The sequence below is a fragment of the Collinsella sp. TF08-11AT genome, assembly GCF_003437035.1.
Taxonomy (GTDB): Bacteria; Actinomycetota; Coriobacteriia; order Coriobacteriales; family Coriobacteriaceae; genus Collinsella.
On sequence record NZ_QSRL01000008.1, the window covers coordinates 26,353 to 45,161 of the forward strand.

At 60.7% G+C, this 18,809-nt stretch carries 16 protein-coding genes; 7 read left to right on the forward strand and 9 right to left on the reverse strand.

Features of this window, described 5'->3' with window-relative positions:
• Positions 1-73: 73 nt before the first annotated feature.
• The 7 genes from DXC79_RS06380 to DXC79_RS06410 form a co-directional block, all read right to left on the reverse strand.
• Positions 74-967: an aldose 1-epimerase family protein gene (locus tag DXC79_RS06380; RefSeq protein WP_117635556.1), complete on the reverse strand. Its 894-nt coding sequence runs from the start codon at positions 965-967 to the stop codon at positions 74-76.
• Between the two features lie 79 nt (positions 968-1,046).
• The gene (locus DXC79_RS06385) at positions 1,047-1,922 is read right to left on the reverse strand and encodes a hypothetical protein (protein WP_117635557.1); all 876 of its coding nucleotides are present in this window, start codon (positions 1,920-1,922) and stop codon (positions 1,047-1,049) included.
• Between the two features lie 195 nt (positions 1,923-2,117).
• A complete protein-coding gene (locus DXC79_RS10110) occupies positions 2,118-2,987 on the reverse strand; it encodes a MerR family transcriptional regulator (RefSeq protein WP_199408659.1) in 870 nt (289 codons plus the stop codon).
• Between the two features lie 91 nt (positions 2,988-3,078).
• On the reverse strand, positions 3,079-3,657 hold the full coding sequence (locus DXC79_RS06395) for a UbiX family flavin prenyltransferase (protein ID WP_117582985.1): 579 nt from the start codon (positions 3,655-3,657) through the stop codon (positions 3,079-3,081).
• Between the two features lie 33 nt (positions 3,658-3,690).
• Entirely contained in the window at positions 3,691-5,178 is a 1,488-nt protein-coding gene (locus DXC79_RS06400) for a UbiD family decarboxylase (protein WP_117635558.1), read from the reverse strand.
• Positions 5,179-5,321: 143 nt separating this feature from the next.
• Positions 5,322-6,779 (reverse strand): SLC13 family permease, encoded by a 1,458-nt coding sequence (locus tag DXC79_RS06405; protein ID WP_199408660.1) that lies wholly within the window; start codon positions 6,777-6,779, stop codon positions 5,322-5,324.
• Positions 6,780-7,023: 244 nt separating this feature from the next.
• On the reverse strand, positions 7,024-7,971 hold the full coding sequence (locus DXC79_RS06410; RefSeq protein WP_158550981.1) for an isopentenyl-diphosphate delta-isomerase: 948 nt from the start codon (positions 7,969-7,971) through the stop codon (positions 7,024-7,026).
• A gap of 152 nt (positions 7,972-8,123) precedes the next feature.
• Here DXC79_RS06410 and DXC79_RS06415 point away from each other — a divergent pair, with 152 nt between their 5' ends.
• The 3 genes from DXC79_RS06415 to DXC79_RS06425 all read left to right on the forward strand — a co-directional run bounded on the left by DXC79_RS06415 (position 8,124) and on the right by DXC79_RS06425 (position 11,432).
• Positions 8,124-9,386, forward strand: a complete 1,263-nt coding sequence (locus tag DXC79_RS06415) for an MFS transporter (protein ID WP_233503032.1) — start codon at positions 8,124-8,126, stop codon at positions 9,384-9,386.
• Positions 9,387-9,581: 195 nt separating this feature from the next.
• Positions 9,582-10,952, forward strand: a complete 1,371-nt coding sequence (locus DXC79_RS06420) for an ATP-binding protein (protein WP_117635560.1) — start codon at positions 9,582-9,584, stop codon at positions 10,950-10,952.
• A 33-nt stretch (positions 10,953-10,985) separates the two neighbouring features.
• Positions 10,986-11,432 (forward strand): low molecular weight protein-tyrosine-phosphatase, encoded by a 447-nt coding sequence (locus tag DXC79_RS06425; RefSeq protein ID WP_117635561.1) that lies wholly within the window; start codon positions 10,986-10,988, stop codon positions 11,430-11,432.
• A 226-nt stretch (positions 11,433-11,658) separates the two neighbouring features.
• Here DXC79_RS06425 and DXC79_RS06430 read toward each other — a convergent pair whose 3' ends face one another.
• Both DXC79_RS06430 and DXC79_RS06435 read right to left on the reverse strand, forming a co-directional pair.
• Positions 11,659-11,988, reverse strand: coding sequence for a TIGR04076 family protein (locus DXC79_RS06430; protein ID WP_199408661.1), 330 nt, complete (start codon positions 11,986-11,988; stop codon positions 11,659-11,661).
• Entirely contained in the window at positions 11,981-12,805 is an 825-nt protein-coding gene (locus tag DXC79_RS06435) for a PfkB family carbohydrate kinase (RefSeq protein ID WP_117635562.1), read from the reverse strand. The genes DXC79_RS06430 and DXC79_RS06435 overlap by 8 nt, the downstream gene beginning before the upstream one ends.
• Positions 12,806-13,026: 221 nt before the next feature.
• Between DXC79_RS06435 and DXC79_RS06440 the strand changes: the two genes are divergently transcribed.
• The 4 genes from DXC79_RS06440 (at position 13,027) to DXC79_RS06455 (ending at position 18,702) form a co-directional block, all read left to right on the forward strand.
• A complete protein-coding gene (locus DXC79_RS06440) occupies positions 13,027-14,199 on the forward strand; it encodes a Fic family protein (RefSeq protein ID WP_117582978.1) in 1,173 nt (390 codons plus the stop codon).
• Between the two features lie 247 nt (positions 14,200-14,446).
• Positions 14,447-14,953 carry a MarR family winged helix-turn-helix transcriptional regulator gene (locus DXC79_RS06445; RefSeq protein ID WP_117582977.1) on the forward strand — a complete coding sequence of 169 codons (507 nt, stop codon included), beginning with the start codon at positions 14,447-14,449 and terminating at the stop codon, positions 14,951-14,953.
• Complete coding sequence (locus tag DXC79_RS06450) at positions 14,946-16,790, forward strand: ABC transporter ATP-binding protein (protein ID WP_233503034.1); 1,845 nt, start codon at positions 14,946-14,948, stop codon at positions 16,788-16,790. Before DXC79_RS06445 ends, DXC79_RS06450 begins: the two co-directional genes overlap by 8 nt.
• The gene (locus DXC79_RS06455; RefSeq protein WP_117635563.1) at positions 16,783-18,702 is read left to right on the forward strand and encodes an ABC transporter ATP-binding protein; all 1,920 of its coding nucleotides are present in this window, start codon (positions 16,783-16,785) and stop codon (positions 18,700-18,702) included. Before DXC79_RS06450 ends, DXC79_RS06455 begins: the two co-directional genes overlap by 8 nt.
• The last annotated feature ends 107 nt before the right edge of the window (positions 18,703-18,809 follow it).

Consider the following 18,809-nt stretch of genomic DNA (forward strand, 5'->3'; position numbering starts at 1 on the left):
GCCGTTCGTCAGAACGGCGGAACCTAAGGGCGCAGCGTCGACCGGTCCGCCGTTCGCTAGAACGGCGGAACCTCTAGAGCAAGGTGACGCTAAAGCTGCGGACGTCTGTCTCGCCCGGCGCCAGCGCAATGGTGTTGACCTTGTGCTCAAAGACGTCGTCCTCGGTGTCCATGGTGGTGTGGCCGGACCAAGGCTCAAGCGCCACAAACGGGGCGTCGTTGGCGGCAGACCACACGCCGATGTACTTAAAGCCCTCAAAGTCGATCTTGACGCCGTGGCCCGACTTGCGACCGCGCAGCGTGAGCGTGGAGCCCGGGGTATCGGTGAACATGATGGCGTCGTTATCGAAGCTGCGGTGCGTGATGGGCAGCACGTCCGAGTTATCGGGCGCCCTGTAGCTGCCTTCGAACGTCATGAGACCATCGGGCGTGATGATGGGGGCCTCGTTGGTCCAAGCCTCGGTAAATGCCAGCTCGTAATCCTCGAACGTCTCGTCCTCGGCACCGGGGGCGGGCACGTTAAATGCAGGGTGGCCGCCCACCGAGAACGGCAGGTCCACGTCGCCGGTGTTGGTGACGGCAAAGGTCTGGGTAAGCGTGGCGTCGCCGGTTAGGGCATAGGTCATGTTGAGCTTAAAGTGGAAGGGGAAAGCCTTGAGCGACTCGGGCGTGTCGGTGATCTCGTAGGTGACGGACGAGCCGTCCTCGGAGACCTCGACCAGCTTGTGCTCGACGATGCGCGCGAGTCCGTGGCGCGGCATCTCGCAGGTGCCGGCCGCAGACGTTGCCGTGTTGTTGCGCAGCGATCCCACGATGGGGAACAGAATCGGCGCATGCTTGCCCCAAAAGGCGGGGTCGCCCTGCCACAGATACTCGTTGCCGTTGAGGGCAAGGCTCGTGAGCTGGGCACCCATGGAATCGATGGCCGCGGTGAGGCCGCCGCGCTTGATGGTAGTGACGGTGGACATGTTACTTCCTCCAAAAGTAAACAATAGTGTCGAGGGCTATTGTCCCACTCTTGGCGGCAAGGAGAAGCGACAGGCACAGTTATTGAACGATTGCGTAAAGGTCGAACCCGCCCTGCGGCGTGCTGTCGACCGTATCGGGCGCCTGTGAATTAAAACTCACCGGAACCATGCGCTTTGAGGCACGGTAACGCGTGCCGTCGGTGGCGACGGGCGGCTCATCGACCGTGAGCTCGTAGTCGCCGGGCTTGAGCTCGATGCCGTCACCTTCGGAATTAACGTATTGATACTCGTCGATTGCTTGTCCCTTGAGCGTGCGGCCCACGATATGGATGAGCATTTGGCTATCGCCGCGCGCGGTATCCCACGTCGCGCCGTCCTTAACCTCGACCGACACATGCACCGAGCGCGTGCGGCTGAGCGATTGCTCGACAGACATCTCGACCTTGGCGGCGTCTTTGCGCTGTTGCTCCACGTGGCTCCAGACATTTCCGATCGCCGAGCAAGCGATGACGCCGGCCATGAAGGCGATGAGGATGGGGCCGAGCGGTGAGCGGCGGGCCGCGTCTTCCTCGCGAGCCAGGTTGGGGCGACGCGTGGGGGCGGGCGCCTGGGCACCCTGCGCGGGCACGTCGAGTATGCTGAAGGATGCCGTGCTGCCGGGGTCGATGGTGTGGCGCGGCTGCGGGGTCTTGGCCGGCGAGATGGACATGTCGGCTGGCTCACCCAGCGTGGCCGTGGCATCGGCCTTTGCCTCGTCGGCCTCGGCCTGGGCCCAGGCCTGCTCGAAGGTCAGGGGCTCGGCGGGGTCGGAATCGGCATCCGAGTCAAGCGCATCGCCAGCATCGGAGTCCACATCGGTCCCGTCGCTCAACTCATCACTTGGCAAGGGCTCGTCCCACACCTCATCCGGAGCCTCGCCCTCGCTGTACCACCATTCAAAGCTATCGATATCCATACGGGGCGCCCCCTTGGCCTCGCAAATAAACACTTGCTAGCCTTATACCCCCAGACGGCACGGCGGCTCGCCGGCACAGATAGGAAAACCATCACAACATTCGACGCTTTTCCTCGTTTTCGAGATTTTCATCGAATGTTGTGACGGTTTGGGCGGCAGCCATGCCGCGAATGTGACAAAGGGACTGTCCTCTTGTCACATCTGGAGGGCTACGGGGATTTGGATGCAGCAGAAGTCCTCTTGGTGGGACTCGTCGTAGCTGGTGGTATCGAGGTAGCAAAAATCGAAGGCATCGCCGATGGGCTGGAGTGCGTGCTCGTCCATGCAGGCCACGATGGCACGGATACCCTCGGGCTCATACGGCATGCCCCAGCGGCTCATGCACAGGTATGTGCCCTCGGGCAACACCTCGACGCCAATCTCTGCCAGCTCGGCAGGATCGCTCGGCAGCAGCTCCTCGGCACCGCGCGGCAGCACGGCAAAGGAGCCGGCACCGGCGATGGGGTCGTCGGAATGCAGCGCCTCGCGACGCAGCATGGCGCCCCAGCCGCGCATGGGGCGCGTGCCCGTGAGCGCACGCATGCGCAGAATCGCGCGCATGAGCGTGGGGTGCAGCATCGAACGGCCGCGCTCGATATCGGCCGGGAACTCCTCAAAAACCACGAAGCGGCGCTCGAACTGCTTGAGCTCCGGTTTGCCCTCGCGCTCGCGCCAATAAACCGCCTCGTCGTAAAAGCTCAGTCGCTCCTGCACGCTCGCACGCTCGGCTTTGAGCCCGGCAATCTGCCCATCGAGCGCCTGAACCCGCGAGCGCAGGTGATCGGTCATCTCGCCAATGTCGAACGTCGAGGTCAGGCGGTCAATCTCGTCGAGTTCGAGCCCTAGGTCGCGCAGCATGCAGATCAGACGCATGAGCGGGATCTGCGTGGGCGAATAGAAACGGTAGCCTTTTTCGTTAACCACGGCGGGCTTAAACAGGCCGATCTTGTCGTAGTAGATGAGCGTTTGACGCGAAACGTTAAACAAGCTCGCCATCTCGCTAATCGCATACATACCCGTCTGCATAGGTCCTCCCGACACATCCTTTGACGCGAAAAGCCCGCCGCCCACAGGGGCAGCGGGCTCAAACACTCCTCGTATCCTACCCTAAATGCGCCTATGACCAGCGCTTATAGTTTGCACATGACACGCCGACGGCCTCGAGCGCCTTGGCGGCGATGTGATGCACCGCATCGTCGAGCGTGGCGGGGCCGTTGTAAAACGTGAGCATGGGCGGCATGAGCATGACACCCGGCACACGCGCCAGGCGCGCCATGTTGTCGACATGGATCGCACTGAAGGGCGTCTCGCGCACCATGAGTACCAGGCGGCGTTGCTCTTTCATCTGCACGTCGGCCGCACGCAGCAACAGGTTTTCGCTGTAACCACTCGCGATGCCGGCAAGCGTCTTCATGGAGCAGGGCGCCACGATCATGCCATCGACCGGATAGGTGCCGCTTGCAATGGCGGCGCCGATGTTCTTGTTGTCGTAGACCACATCGGCATGCGTGGCAAACTCGTCGAGCGTCATGCCGAGCTCCTGCTCGATGGTGATCTCTCCCCCGCGCGTGACGACAAGCGCCGATTCGGCGCCGGCCTGGCGCAGGCATTTGAGACACTCGAGGCCCAGCGCAGCGCCGCTGGCACCAGATACGCCAACGACAATGCGACGGGGACGGACAGAAGACTCAGGCATGACAACTCCTTGACTACTTGGTAGGGCTACGTACTAGAAAGCGAGCTCTGCTGCCCACTTATCTGTATCGATCTCCATGAACTGCGAGCGGATGAAGTTCTTCTTGAGGTCGAACGGAACCGTGCAGTCGAAGATGGCCTTGCAGGCGATGCCGTGCTCGCGGATCGAAGGATCGAACGCGGGGTCGTTGGACGGGTCGAGCACGTGGCAGTGGCAGCCGGGGATGGTGATGAGGTCGACGTCGGCCTGGAAGCGCGTGGTCATGGCCCACATCACGTCGCTCATGTCGAAGATGTCGACGTCTTCGTCAACCAGGATCACGTGCTTGAGCTCGGAGAATGCCGAGAAGGCGAGCATGGCGGCGTTGCGCTGACGGCCCTCGTCATTTTTGCTCGACTTCTTGAACTGCATGATGGCAACGAACTTGCCGCCGCCGCAGGGGGCGGCGTGAACGTTGAGCAGGCGGCCCGGGATAGCGGTCTCGACCATCTTGTAGATGGAAGCCTCGGTGGGGATGCCCGCCATGGACACGTGCTCGTGCGAAGGACCGATGCAGCTCTCCATGATGGGATTGACGCGTGTGGTGACGGCGGTGATCTTGATCACCGGGCAGACCTTGGCGCCACCGGTGTAGCCGGGGAACTCGGGCATGGCATATCCGTGGCCGTTGACGTCCTCGTTGATGGTCTCGTCGTGCATGAGGTAGCCCTCGAGCACGTACTCGGCATTGGCGATGCACTTCTGCGGAACGGTAACGCAGTCGGCGAGCTCGACGGCATGGCCGCGCAGGGCGCCGGCGATCTGCAGCTCGTTGAAGCCGAGCGGCGTGGTGGGAGCCTCGAAGCCGCAGCACATGTACACGGCGGGGTCCAAGCCGATGGAGATGGAGATGGGCATGTCCTCGCCGCGCTGGCAGTACTCGTCAAAGAATGCGCCCAGGTGACGGCTGCCCGGGGTAATCCACATGGCGAGCTTGTCCTTGTCGACGCAGGAGAAGCGGTGGATGGTCACGTCGGACTGGGAGCCGTCGGGGCTCGTGCCGTAGGCGAGGCCCATGGTGATGTAGGGGCCGCCGTCGACGGGTGTGTTGGTGGGAGCGGGAACGATCTTGCGCAGGTCAAAGCCCTCGTCGGTCGCCTTGTACACGACCTCCTGGCAGTCGACGTGCGCGCCCTCGGCGATCTGCTTAGGCGCAATCAAGCTCTCGAAGCGCTTGCCGATCTCGAGGCCCAGGTGCTCCTCGTCAAGGTCGAGCAGGGCGGCAACGCGCTTGCGGCTGGCAAGCATGCCGATGCAGACCTTGGCATCGTCAAAGCCCTTGACGTTGTTGAAGACCATCGCCGGACCCTCTTTGGTCGGACGCATAACGGTACCGCCGGCACCGACGTGGCGATAGACGCCCGAGACCTCGGCGTCCGGGTCGACCTGGGTGTCGGTCTCGAGCAGCTGGCCCGGCATCTCACGCAAAAAGTCGAGCGCGGAGCGCAGGTCGTGGATCTGGGAAGCATCGGTAGTGGACATAGCGTGCTCCTTTCGGGAGAGTGCCCGGCGACGGGAGTGCCGCCGGACTGGGTAACGTAGTGGGGCCGCAGCGCTTATAGATGGAGCGCTTGGCAACTCGCGGTTCAAGCACTCGGCTGTTTACAGCCCAAGCGCTCGGCCGCTTACATCAGGCCAAAGAGATGGAACCAGGCGGCCTCGACCAGCACGACGATAAAGACGACCGCGGTGAGGGGAATGCCCATGCGCATGGCTTCTTTGGAGGTGTAGCCGCCGGCGTCCTTGCCCTCGCCGATAAGGATCGGCAGGTTATGGAACGGCAGGATGTAGTGGATGTTGATGGACGTGAAGACGATGAGTGCCACGGCGAGCGGGCTCACGCTGGAGCCGGCCGCGAAGCTGATGAACGCCGGCACGCACACGCCGAGTACGGCCATGACCGAGCCCATGAACATGTGGATGATCATGGAGAGCGCGGCGACAAGCAGGGCGAACAGGAAGATGTTCTCGGGCACGGAGCTGGGAAGCACGACGTCGGCGATCCAGGCGTTCATGCCGGTGGCACCGCCCACAGAGCCTACGGCCATGGCGGCCGTCAGGAACATGAGGGACTTGATGTCGACAGCATTCCAGCTGGCGGGGGTGAGGACCTCGCCGATGACGGGCATGGCGAGGCAGACGCCGATGGCCAGGGTGACCCAGCCGATGTAGTCGCCCGAGACGGTGAGCCACAGCGCAATGGCGATGACAAGCCACACGATGGTGCGGATCTCCTTGACGGAGAGCTTGCCGAGCGCAGCCTGCTTGGCCACGATCTGCTCGCGATCGTAGACGAGCTCCTTGCTGGGCTTAAAGAGGAAGAGGCCCAGGAACAGGGTGCACAGCAGCGCGACCAGCATGGGCACGCTCATGTACAGGAACCAGTCGACAAAGGACGGGCTCATGCCGCCGGCCTCGGCGCTGTACTGCGCGACGAGCGGGTTGAGCGTGGAGTCGCCCGTCAGGAAGAACATGGAGCCCGGGGCAGCAGCGGCAAACACGAGGAAGCCGAGCTTGCCGCGGTCGTCGTCACCGTAGCCGGCGGACTCGGCAATGACCGAGACGACGGCGAGGATGAGGAAGGCGCGGGGGAACGGATGCGGGATCAGCAGCGACAGCACAAAGGTGAGCGCGAAGATTGAGATGATGAGCGACTTGGCATCGCGCACGAACTTGAGCATAAACGCATAGGCGATGCGCTCGCCCAGGCCCGACTCCTTGACCGCGCTGGCGATGAGGTAGGCACCAATGACGAGCCACATGGTGGCTTTGGTCCACGAGCTAAACGTGGAGGCGACTGTCGCCGAGATGCTCGCGGCGCCCGTGTCGTCCACGCACACCTTGAACAGAACGAGCAGCGCGCAGTAGAGCAGGCCCACAAAGCCCGGCTGCGCCACGCCACATGCCCAGAACACCACCGTGGCGAGCGTCAGTGCCAGACAGGTCTGAGCGCCGACCGTGAGCTCGACCGTCGAGCTCAGCTCCGCCAAAGGAAGAAACTTCACCAGCAAAAAGACAACGATACCCAGCACAAAGCCAATTTCGCGCTTGGTGATCTTAAACGCCTTCTTTTCCGCTTCCATCTCCCCACCTTTCTTGTTGGGGGCGCTCCGGATTCGCGGCCACGTTGCCACTTAAAAAGGGGCGCCCGTTATCGGACACCCCTTACGTTGCGCTGTGTTGTGGCAATACAGTCAAGCGGGATTTTTGGATGAGAAGCGATCCTCTGGGCAAAAACCGTCACAACATTCGACGCTTTTCCTCGATTTCGAGATTTTCATCGAATGTTGTGACGGTTTGGATGTGGCAAAGGGACTGTCTTTTGTTTCACATAGCGAGATCCGTACGGATGGATGGGTCGCTGAGGGCCTCGCGGAGCCAGGGGGCCAGCTGCTCGGGGTGACCCTGCAGGTAGCCTTTAAGCTCGGACGGGGCCACGCGGCGCACTTCCGAGATCTCCTCTTGGTTGATATGCAGCTCGCCCGGCTCAACATGGGCAAGGTAGACCTCGCACCATTCGCACTCGCAGCGGCCGTCGCCGTGGTCCTCGCGGTAGGTCACGTGACCGAGGTGTTTGAGCTGGTCGGGTGCGCGCGTGATGCCGAGCTCTTCGTTGATGCGGCGCGCCGTCGCGGCGACAACGTCCTCCCCGGGGAGCGGATGGCCGGCACAGCTATCGGCCAGCACCCCGCCCCACAGGCGTTTGAGCGGACTGCGACGACAGAGCAGCAGGCGTGCGTCTTCGCCCTGGCCCTCGACCAGAAGCGTCAGAAATGCCTGATGCAGAATGCCCTCACCGGCATGGGCATCGATGCGGTCGACGGGGCTAAGCGTCTCGCCGGTCGCGGCATTGACCGCCACGACCTCGGCGCCCGCGCCGCCCTCATCCCAGCCGGCGCGCAGAATGCGGGCTGCGGCCTCCTCGAGCGCGGCGATGAGCTCCTTGGTGGTGTCGAGCACGCGCTGCAGGTCGCCCCCGCTCGCCTGTTCAACATGAAAGCCCGTGCTCGCAACGACCGGCACGCCAAAGCGCGTGGCCAGCGCCGCCGCGATATCGTGCGCCGGAATTTCGTCTCGATGGCACGGAACAGCCAGGATGCTCACTGTCGCCGTGCGGCCGGGCTCGGGGCGCGGAATGGCCTGCGCCGTGGCGCCCAGGTGCGCGAACTCCGGCGAGCAGGCGTACACCGCCATGCCTCGCGGTGTCACCGTCAGCTGGGCCTCGAGCGCAAACTTGCCCTCGCCCACTGCAACCTTTGTCGTGTGCATACCCATGGGATCTCCTGTCGCCCGCGATGTACCTGAGACCATCTTCGCCTGTATTGCGACTATACAGGCAAGCGCAGCCTGCGACAAAGGGGGCAGGCACCTGACACATTCTGTTAGAGTTGCAGGGATTGAATCCCGCTTATTCATGCGACATTGGAGTGACAACCTTGACCGCCGCCACCACGCCTAAAAGTAAGTCAACCGCCGCCGCGCTCTCCCCCGCGCGCACCAAGCTCTGCCTGGCGCTGCTCGTGCTGCTGGGCTTCTCGCTCGGCTGCTCGGAGTTCGTGGTCATCGGCATCGAAAGTGACTTGGCGACGGAACTCGGCATATCGCTTGCCACTGCGGGCCAGCTCATCAGCGTTTTTGCATTGGTCTACGCTATCGCGACGCCGGTGCTTGCGCTCAGCACGGGGCGCTTCCGTCGTTACCAGCTGCTCGTGTGCTACAGCATTATCTTTGTGCTCGGCAATCTGGTCATGGCGTTGGCGCCCAACTTCCAGGTACTGTTTATCTCGCGCATTGTCCTGGGATCCGTCTCGGGCGCACTGCTCGCCGTGGGCGTGACGTACATCCCCGAGCTGCTGTCCCCGCAGCAAACTTCGCTTGCCATCTCGGTGATATATGGTGCGTTTTCCGTAGCAATGGTCTTTGTCACTTCGATCGGCAAGTTTGTGGCCGACACGCTCGACTGGCACGTTGCCATGTACGGCACGCTGGCCTTTGCCGTTCTGATCTGCGCCGCGCTCGTGGTGTTTACGCCGCGCGCCGGACAGACCGACGAACCCGCCACCTTCCGCGAACAGGCGGGTCTGCTGCGCGAACCGAGTATCATCACCGGCATGCTCATCTTCTTGTTTGGCGTGGGATCGGTCTATGTGTTTTACGGCTATGTGACGCCCTATCTGGAGCAGGTGCTGGGCATGGGCACGGTCGAAGCCAGCACCACGCTCATGGCCTACGGCGCGTTCTGCCTGATCTCGAACATCCTGGGCGGATGGATTGATGCGCGCTTTGGCATGAAGGCGCTGCTCGTGACGTTTGTGCTGCAGGCTGTGGCGTTACTCGGGTTGTTTGCTGTGGGCGGCACCATGCCGCTCGCGCTGGTCTTTGTCTTTAGCTTGGCGATGCTCATGTACCTGTTCTCGGTGTCGTGCATCACACACTTTATGGACGTGGCGCGCAGCCGCCATCCCAAGTCGATGGTGCTCGCGAGTTCGGTTGAGCCCATGGCGTTTAACGTCGGTATCTCGTTTGGCACCGCAGTGGGCGGCGCCGTGGTAAACGGAATTGGCATTGCGTACGTGGGTGCCGTGGGCGCTGCGTTCTCGCTCGTAGCCTGGGCGCTTGCGCTAGTGACGATCAAGCTCGCCCGCTGGGAGCGCCGTCGTCAATCAGCACAGCCCCGGATGCAGGCATAGGGACGAACACAGCCCAAGGTGGCGAGCAACCAGTGAAAACCGTCCCATACTAGTAGTGTTTATCCGCCTGCAAGCTCCGGCAGTGCAATTTCGTGTATTTCAGATACACGCTTTTCTACGATTTCGTGTATTTTAAGTACACGAAATCGTACTAAACTATGTATCTGAAGTACACGAAATCGGAAAGGTGGCCCCATGCGCAGATCAATCGAATCCGTTATCGAATCATGGGCGACAAAGGACGCCTCACGCCCCCTCCTCATCCGTGGTGCGCGACGCGTAGGCAAAACGTACGCTGCCGAGGAAATCGGCAGGCGAATCGCCGGCGATGCGTTTGTCAAACTCGACTTTCAGACCGATCTTGAACTGATTGCTCCGCTGTTCGACTGTCCCACCGACGACGTTGACACCATCGTGGCGCGAATTTCAGACTATAAACGCACCCCCATTCGCAAGGAAACCGCCTTCATCCTGTTTGACGAGGTGCAGCTCTGCGAACGGGCGCTCAACTCGCTTCGCTTTTTCTCGGGTTCGGGCTGGCGCATATGCGCGACCGGCAGCCAACTCGGTGTCGCCACGCGCAAGCGCAAGTTGCCTTTTCCCAGCGGCGTTCGTCAAGAGACCATGCATCCCATGTCGTTCGAGGAGTTTCTCTGGGCGCTCGATGAGGAGCAGATGGCCGATGCTGTTCGTACCCACGCCGGCACGCTCGATGCTTACGCCGCGCACCAAGCCGCGCTCAGCCTGTTTCATCGATACCAGGTCGTGGGCGGCATGCCCGCCGCCGTCAACGCATATCGCAAGACGTTATCCATCGAAGACGCGCGCGTCGAGCAGCGCGAAATCGACGAGACCTACACCGCCGATATGACCGACCCCGAAAACGGGATCAGTGGCGTGGCGGCGCGCAAGGTATGGCGCTCCATTCCGTCCCAGTTGCTGAGATCGTCCACAAAGAAATTCAAGTACTCCGAGGTCGAACGCGGAGGCCGTCGCGCCAAGCTTATCGAGCCGCTCGACTGGCTCGAAGGCGCCGCCATCATATCGGTCAACAACCTGACCGAAGGCATCGAACCTCCCCTCGTTCCCTTCGACGACGAAGACGGAAGTTTCTTTAAGGTCTATCTTCTCGATACGGGCCTCATGTTCTACAAACTCGGTATCAACCCGCGGCTCTGGCTCGACCTCAAAGAGGATTCCGCCATAGCACTGTCTTCCGACTTTCGAGGTGCCCTGGCCGAAAACTCGGTCATGCAGGCATTTTCGAGCAATGGTTTGCGGACGTACTATTGGGTGCCGCCGTCGTCTTGGAAGACGAGCGGTGAGCTCGATTTTCTACTTCAGACCGACCGTATGGAAATTGTGCCCGTCGAGGTAAAGTCCGCACGCAACGTGCGCGCAAGAACCCTCGGGTCGTTTATGGACAAAGCCCGGTCGCCATATGCCTACATTTTGTCCGAGAACAATTTTGCCCGCAGCGAAACTGATGACGGGCGCGAGCTGCGCCACCTCCCCTTGTACGCAGCGGGTTTTATCGGAGCAAACTGTCTCAAGGGCAGCCTGTAAGCCCCGCGCGACCGCCCAGAAAGGAAACCGCTCATGCAACGCATTCTTTTTATCTGCTGTGGAAATATCTGTCGCTCGACGATGGCTGAGTCCGTGTTTACCGAGCTAGCGCGCCGCGCTGGACGCGCGGGCGAGTTTGTCATCGATTCTGCAGCAACCTCAACCGAAGAGATCGGCAACCCGCCGCATCATGGCACGGTCGCCAAGCTGCGCGAAGTCAGGATTCCCGTCGTCGCACATCGCGCACGTCAGGTGCGGCGCGCGGAGTATGGCAACTGGGATCGCATTGTCTATATGGATGCTGAGAACGCGCGCGGTCTGCGTCGCATCTTTGACGACGACCCCGACGGCAAGATTACGCGCTTGCTCGATTGGACCGAGCGCCCCGGCGACGTGGCCGATCCCTGGTACACCGGCAACTTCGATGCCACCTACCGCGACGTGCTCGCCGGTTGCACCGCTATGCTCGAGCAGCTGTAATCGATGAAATGCAGAGTTTTTAGAGCCACAAATCGGATGAAATGCAGAAATTTGACCTTACTCGCACGCAGAACAACGACGATAACGCCTAAGCACGGGCATAAACGAGATCGGGATTCCCATATACAAATCGAGCGTGGATTTTCTCCCACTTTGAGCGCGAAATTGCGTCCAAAACGGGAAAAATCCACGCTCATTATCTCGGCGGGAGAAAATCCTCGCTCGACTACTCGTCGACGATCTCGGCGAGCCAGACGTTCAATGTATCGACCTCGGGGCAGCAGAACTTTGCCGTGCCGGGCTCGTTGCCGGGCACGGTTCCGCCGTAACGCAAGATGTCAATGTAAGGAAAGCCCACATGGCAGGCCATAGCGCACATCTTGCCGCGGTCTCGGTCAAAGTCAAAGACATCGCCTGGCTTGTGACCATGATGGCAGCGGCACGTTCCCAACTGGTCCACGCAGCTAATGCGGATACGCGGACGCTTGCCACGCGGCGCGCCGAGCGGCTTGCTCTCGCCTGCAGGCTTGGCGCCGCCCTCGTCAGCGTTACTCATGGTCAATCACATCCAGGCAGGCCTCGATGGGAAGGCCAGCCGACTTGTCCTCTTGGTCGGCATTGCGCTCGATAAGCTCGGCCACCACACGCATGGCATCGGCCGTGGCACACTGGAGGCTCCAACCGTTCATCACGCGGCCCATGAGCACGGCCGAGAACGTATCGCCCGTACCCGGGAAGTACACCGGGATCAGCTCAAACGGAATCTCAAAGTATTCCCCCGCCACATGGTCGTAGCCGATGACGGCACTCGCCCCATCGACCTTCGCACTCGTAATGACAACCGACTTGGTGCCCAACGCGAGCATGGCGTCCACGAGCGTGCGGGCCTCATCGGCCGTAATCTCTTCGGCGATAGGCGTATCGGTGAGCAGGCACGCCTCGGTATAGTTGGGCACCGCGTAGTCGGCGCACTCGACCAAGCTGCGCATGAGTCCGATGGTCGACTCGGGCACGCCGGCATAGAGCTTGCCGTTATCGCCCATGATGGGATCGACGAACACCCTGGTGCCCTTTTGAGCGCGGCGGTGGCAAAAGTCCGAGATGATGCGCGTCTCCTCCTCGGTCACGATAAAGCCGGTCGAGATAGCATCAAATTCAAAGCCGAGCTCCTCCCAGATAGCGAGGCTCTGGCGCACGTACTCCGTGGTGTCGTGAATGTAGAACTTGGGATAGTTGAGCGTATCGGAAACGAGCGCCGTCGGCAGGTTGTGGATGCGATAGCCCATGTGCGACAGTACCGGCAGCATGGCCGAGAGCGCGACCTTGCCGTAGCCGCACATATCGTTGATCAGCAGCAGCTGAGTGTTCTTCATGAGTGTCCCCCTTGGGTCGGGCGCGGCGCGATGTCGCCATAATGCGACTAAGTGTAGCGCAGTGCAATCTAAGTCTTGCCTTCGGATGTAAGACCAAGTTTGGGCGTAATTTTGTTCTTAGAGTTTTTCTGACGCTTCTTATTGCAGAAACTTGGCCTTAGAAGGCGCTATAAAATTCTAAGAACAAGTTTTGGCTCAAATTTGTTCTTAGGACACTAACGATGCTCGCACCCATCACACCCGGACGACAGGGAAACGTCAGGCACAACCTTTCAGGAGCCCTCGCCTATGATTCGTTTAGACCCGCCAATATGGATTCATTCTTTCCAATCAATTTATCCGCTGATTCCATGCGGCTTGTCTCCGATTGCCGCGCCATACTCGGCGAGGTTGAGGGCATGTCTCGCTTTGTTCCGAACATCGACATGTACCTTTCTATGTACGTTCGCAAGGAAGCGCTCTTGTCCTCTCAAATCGAGGGTACGCAATGTACGTTCGATGATGTTCTTGACCCGTCAAACGAATCCAATGCGAGCCGGGACCTAACCGACGTCGTCAACTACACTCGAGCGGTGCAGCAGGCGACCACGCTCATGGAGGAACTGCCACTCTGTATGAGGCTGCTCAAATCCGTCCATGCCACATTGCTTGGAAATGGCAGAGGCTCCGACAAGACGCCGGGCCAGTTCAGGACGACTCAGAACTGGGTCGGACCAAACGGCTGCACGCTCAATGAGGCCCCGTATGTCCCTCCCAACACGGAGGATATGAAGGAGGCACTTGGCGACCTCGAGCTTTTCATCAACGAGCGTGACGACATCGATCCAGTCATCAAGGCCGCTTTGGTGCACTACCAGTTTGAAACCGCGCACCCGTTCCTCGACGGCAACGGACGCCTCGGGCGTCTGCTCATCCTCCTTTCGCTCATACATGATGGGGCGCTCACCAAGCCGGTCATCTACCCCTCGTATGAACTCAAACGACACAGGAGCGAATACTACGATTGGCTTATGCGCGTAAGGCAGAGAGGCGATTTTGAGGGATGGGTTTCGTTTTTCAGTACCTGCTTGCTTGCAAGCGCACGCGAGGCGCGGGATTCGATGCGGAAGCTTGTCGACCTCCATTCGGAAACCGAAAGGCTGATTCGCGAAAAGGCGGGAAGGGCTACGACGAACGCCCTTATGCTACTCGACCTTCTCGAGGGCAATCCGATCGTCGACACCGCCTTTGTGTCTGAACGAATGCAGATTAGCAGATCGAGCGCAAACAACCTTATATCCCAATTTACCGATTGGGGCATTCTTGTCCAACGTGATACGAGCAGGAAACGATACCGCACGTTTTCATATGAGCCATATCTCGCCATCCTCCGAACCGGCGACGAGCCGCTCTAAGTCTCGGAAAGCCAAGGGGCGAGACCGGCAGCTGCCAGTCTCGCCCCCTTAATGAACCTATCGAAAACTCCGGGATACGCCGTGGCCCGCTGAATCTACGCTGCGAAGACTGTCCAAGATTCCCCTGGCACCGGCACCCCAGCACTGCCACAAAATCGATTCGGTACCTTGACAATCAGTTAGGTACCTCTAGAATCACTTAGGTACAAAACAATTTCTCTACCTAACTAAAGAAAGGAGCAACACCATGTGCGACGAATGCATCGACCTCTGCCCCCATACGCCGGGCGGCGACCCCATCGAGCCTGCAGATTCGCCCGAGGCGCAATCGCAATCGGATGCACTTGCCAAGCGCATCCTTAACGGGCTTGGCTTCTGCGGCCATTACATGCACTTTCATGGCGGAGGCGTATCCGGCAAGGCGCCCATCATCTGCCTGCTGGCCAAGCAACCCGGCGGCGAGATGTCGCAGCAGGAGCTCGGCATGCACTTTGACCTCAAGCCGGGATCGCTTTCCGAGATCCTGTCCAAGCTCGAGCTCAACGGCCTCATCGAGCGCAGCCGTAACCCCAAGGATCGACGGCAACTCACCATTCGCCTGACCGAAACCGGCCGGGAAAACGCCCGCATCGACCAGGCGGCCCGCATCCGCTTTAGAGAACGGGCCTTTAGCGCGCTCACCCACGACGAGCGCGAGGACCTCGCCGAAATGCTCGATAAAATCCGCGTAACCTGGGAGGAACTGGATGATTAAAACCCTCATGGGAAGCATCCGCGACTATATGAAAGTCACTGTTGCCACGCCGCTGCTCGTGCTTGGCGAGGTGCTCTGCGAGATGCTGATTCCATTTATCACCGCCAACCTGATCGACGCCATCAAAGACGGCGCCACCGTAGCCGAGATGCTTCCCACCGCAGGCTTTTTGGTGCTCATCGCGCTGACGTCGCTTGCTTTTGGCGCCGCGGCTGGTGTCACCTGCAGCCATGCGAGCTGCGGATTCGCCAAGAACCTGCGTCACGACCTGTTCTACAAGATCCAGACGTTCAGCTTTGCCAACATCGATGAGTTCTCGAGCTCCTCGCTCGTCACGCGCCTGACCACCGATATCAACAACGTGCAGCAGGCCTTTATGATGATCATCCGTATCGCCGTGCGCGCGCCGCTGGTATTGATCTTCGCCTTTACCATGGCGTTTATCATGGGCGGCAGCGTCGCCATGGTCTACCTGGTCATCATTCCGCTGCTGGGCTTTGGACTGTTCTTTATCATCTTTAAGGTGCGCCCCATCTTCTCGCGCGTGTTCCACAAGTACGATGCCCTTAACGAGTCCGTCGAGGAAAACGTCACCGGCATGCGCGTGGTCAAGAGCTATGTGCGCGAAGACTTTGAGAAGGAGAAGTTCGCGACCGCCGCGCGCGACGTCCAGATGGACTTCACCCGCGCCGAGAAGCTGCTCGCCTTTAACAACCCCATGATGAACATCTGCGTCAACGGCGCGTTTGTCGTCATCATCTACCTAGGCTCCAAGCTCATCATCACGAGCCAGGGCACGCTGTTCGACGTGGGCCAGCTCTCCTCGACCTTTACCTATGGTTTCCAGATTCTCATGAGCCTGATGCAGCTGTCGATGATCTTTGTCATGGTGACCATGGCCGACGAATCGGCACACCGCATTGCCGAGGTGCTGGCCGCCGAGCCCACGATCGCCAATCCCGCCGAGCCCGTGCTCGAGGTTGCCGACGGTTCCATCGACTTTGACCACGTGAGCTTTAAGTATTCCGCGCATGCGAAACGCCAGGCGCTCGACGATATCGACCTGCACATTACGAGCGGCGAGACCATCGGCATCATCGGCGGCACCGGCTCGGCCAAGTCCACGCTCGTTAACCTCATCGCCCGCCTGTACGACACCACCGAAGGCGCTGTGCGCGTGGGCGGCGTGGACGTGCGCGACTACGACCTGGACGCGCTGCGTCACCAGGTCGCCATGGTGCTGCAGAAAAACGTGCTGTTTAGCGGCACCATCGCCGAGAACCTGCGTTGGGGCGACCCGAACGCCACCGACGAGGAAGTCCGCGAGGCAGCGCATCTGGCCTGCGCCGACGAGTTTGTCGACGGTTTCCCCAAGGGCTACGACACCTGGATCGAACAGGGCGGCTCTAATGTTTCGGGCGGTCAGAAGCAGCGCCTGTGCATTGCACGCGCCCTGCTGCGTCGCCCCAAGATCTTGATCCTGGACGACTCCACCAGCGCCGTCGACACCAAGACCGACGCAAAGATCCGCGCAGGACTGGCAAGCTATCTGCCCAACACGACCAAGCTCATCATCGCCCAGCGCATCAGCTCCGTGCAGGACGCAGACCGCATCATCGTCATGGAGGGCGGCCGTATCGCGCAGATCGGCACCCATGACGAGCTGCTTAAGACGAGCGAGATCTACCGCGAGACCTTTACCTCGCAAAACAAGATGTCTGCCGAAGGTACGCAAGACGCCGACGACGTCTCTGGCGACGCGAACACGGCGGCAGACAACACCGACATGACCGCAACGCAAGCTCAGACCCAGGAAGGAGGCGAGGCCCATGAGTAAGGCAACGACCGCCGAGCGCGCGCTCAACCGCAAGGGCGGCACCATGTCGCGCCTCATCAAGACGCTCTTTGGCTTCTATCCCGTGCTTTTGCCCCTTGTCGTCGCCGGCGTGGTGCTCTGCGCCATCATCAACTCCGTCGGCGCGACCTTCCTGCAGAGCGCCCTGCAGATTATTAGCGAATCGTGGCAGTCGGGCGATTGGGAAGCCGCACAGCCCAAGATTCTGCAGCTCGTGACCACCCTCGCCTGCATCTACGGCGTCGGTGTCCTGTCCTCGCTCTTCTGGAACCGCGCCATGGCTATCGTCACGCAGGGCTCGCTCGAGAAGCTGCGCGAGATGATGTTCAACCGCATGCAGGACCTACCGATCCGCTACTTCGACACGCACCAGCGCGGCGATATCATGAGCCACTACACCAACGACATCGATACGCTGCGCCAGATGATCAGTCAGTCGCTGCCCAACCTGCTCATGACGATCATCATCATTGTCACGGTGTTCTTTATCATGCTGTACTACAGCGTGTGGATGTGCCTGGTCATCATCGCCGGCGTCGCCTTTATGACCTTTATGACCAAGCTGCTCGGCTCCAATTCCGCGCGTTTCTTCATTGCGCAGCAGACCGAGCTCGGCGTGGTCGAGGGCCATATCGAGGAGGTCATGAACGGCCAGAAGGTCGTCAAGGCGTTCTGCCACGAGTCTGCCGCCGAGGCCGATTTTGACGAGCGCAACGAGAAGCTCTTCGAGGTCTCGCAAAAGGCCAACATGTACGCCAACATCCTCATGCCCATCCTTATGAACCTGGGCAACCTGCTCTACGTGCTGGTGGCCCTTGCCGGCGGCATTTTCCTGGCACTGGGCGTGCCCAACCTGAGCATCTCGGGCATGGCGCTGTCCATCGCCGTCGTGGTGCCGTTCCTCAACATGACCAAGCAGTTCTGCGGACAGATCGGCCAGATCTCGCAGCAGATCAACGCCGTGGTCATGGGCCTCGCCGGCGCCGACCGCATCTTTGAGCTCATCGACGAGAAGCCCGAGGCCGACGAAGGCTACGTGACGCTCGTCAACGCACAGGTGAACCCCGAGACTTGGGAGTTCGAGGAGGCTGACCACCACACCGGCATGTGGGCATGGAAACATCCGCACCGCGCAACCGGCGAGATCGAGTACGTACCGCTGCGCGGCGACCTGGTCATGGACAACGTCGACTTTGGCTACACGCCCGACCACGAGGTGCTGCACGGCGTGTCCGTGTTTGCCAAGCCGGGCCAGAAGGTCGCGTTTGTCGGCGCCACCGGTGCCGGCAAGACGACCATCACCAACCTCATCAACCGCTTCTACGACATCGCCGACGGCAAGATCCGCTACGACGGCATCAACGTCAACAAGATCCGCAAGGCCGACCTGCGCCGAAGCCTGGGCGTCGTGCTGCAGGACGTGAACCTGTTCACCGGCACCGTGATGGATAACATCCGCTACGGCAACCTGGATGCGACCGACGAGGAGTGCATCGCGGCGGCCAAGCTCGCGGGCGCGGACGACTTTATCACCCGCCTGCCCGACGGCTATGACACCATGCTCACCGGCAACGGCGCCCAGCTGTCGCAGGGCCAGCGCCAGCTGATCTCGATCGCCCGCGCTGCCGTCGCCGATCCGCCGGCAATGATTCTGGACGAGGCAACGAGCTCCATCGACACCCGCACCGAGGCTATCGTGCAGGCGGGCATGGATAAACTCATGGAGGGCCGCACGACGTTTGTCATCGCGCACCGCCTGTCCACCGTGCGCAACTCCGACGCGATCATCTGCCTGGACCACGGCCGCATCATCGAGCGCGGCAACCACGACGAGCTGATCGCCAAGCGCGGGTATTACTACCAGCTGTACACGGGTGCGTTTGAGCTGGAGTAGGAACGGTTACTGACGGAGGGTTCCCCGGGGACGGGCGGGGTATTTCCTCCGCGCTCAAACATTCTCGCTGCGCTGCGAAACTGCGCGCGGAGGAAATACCCCGCCCG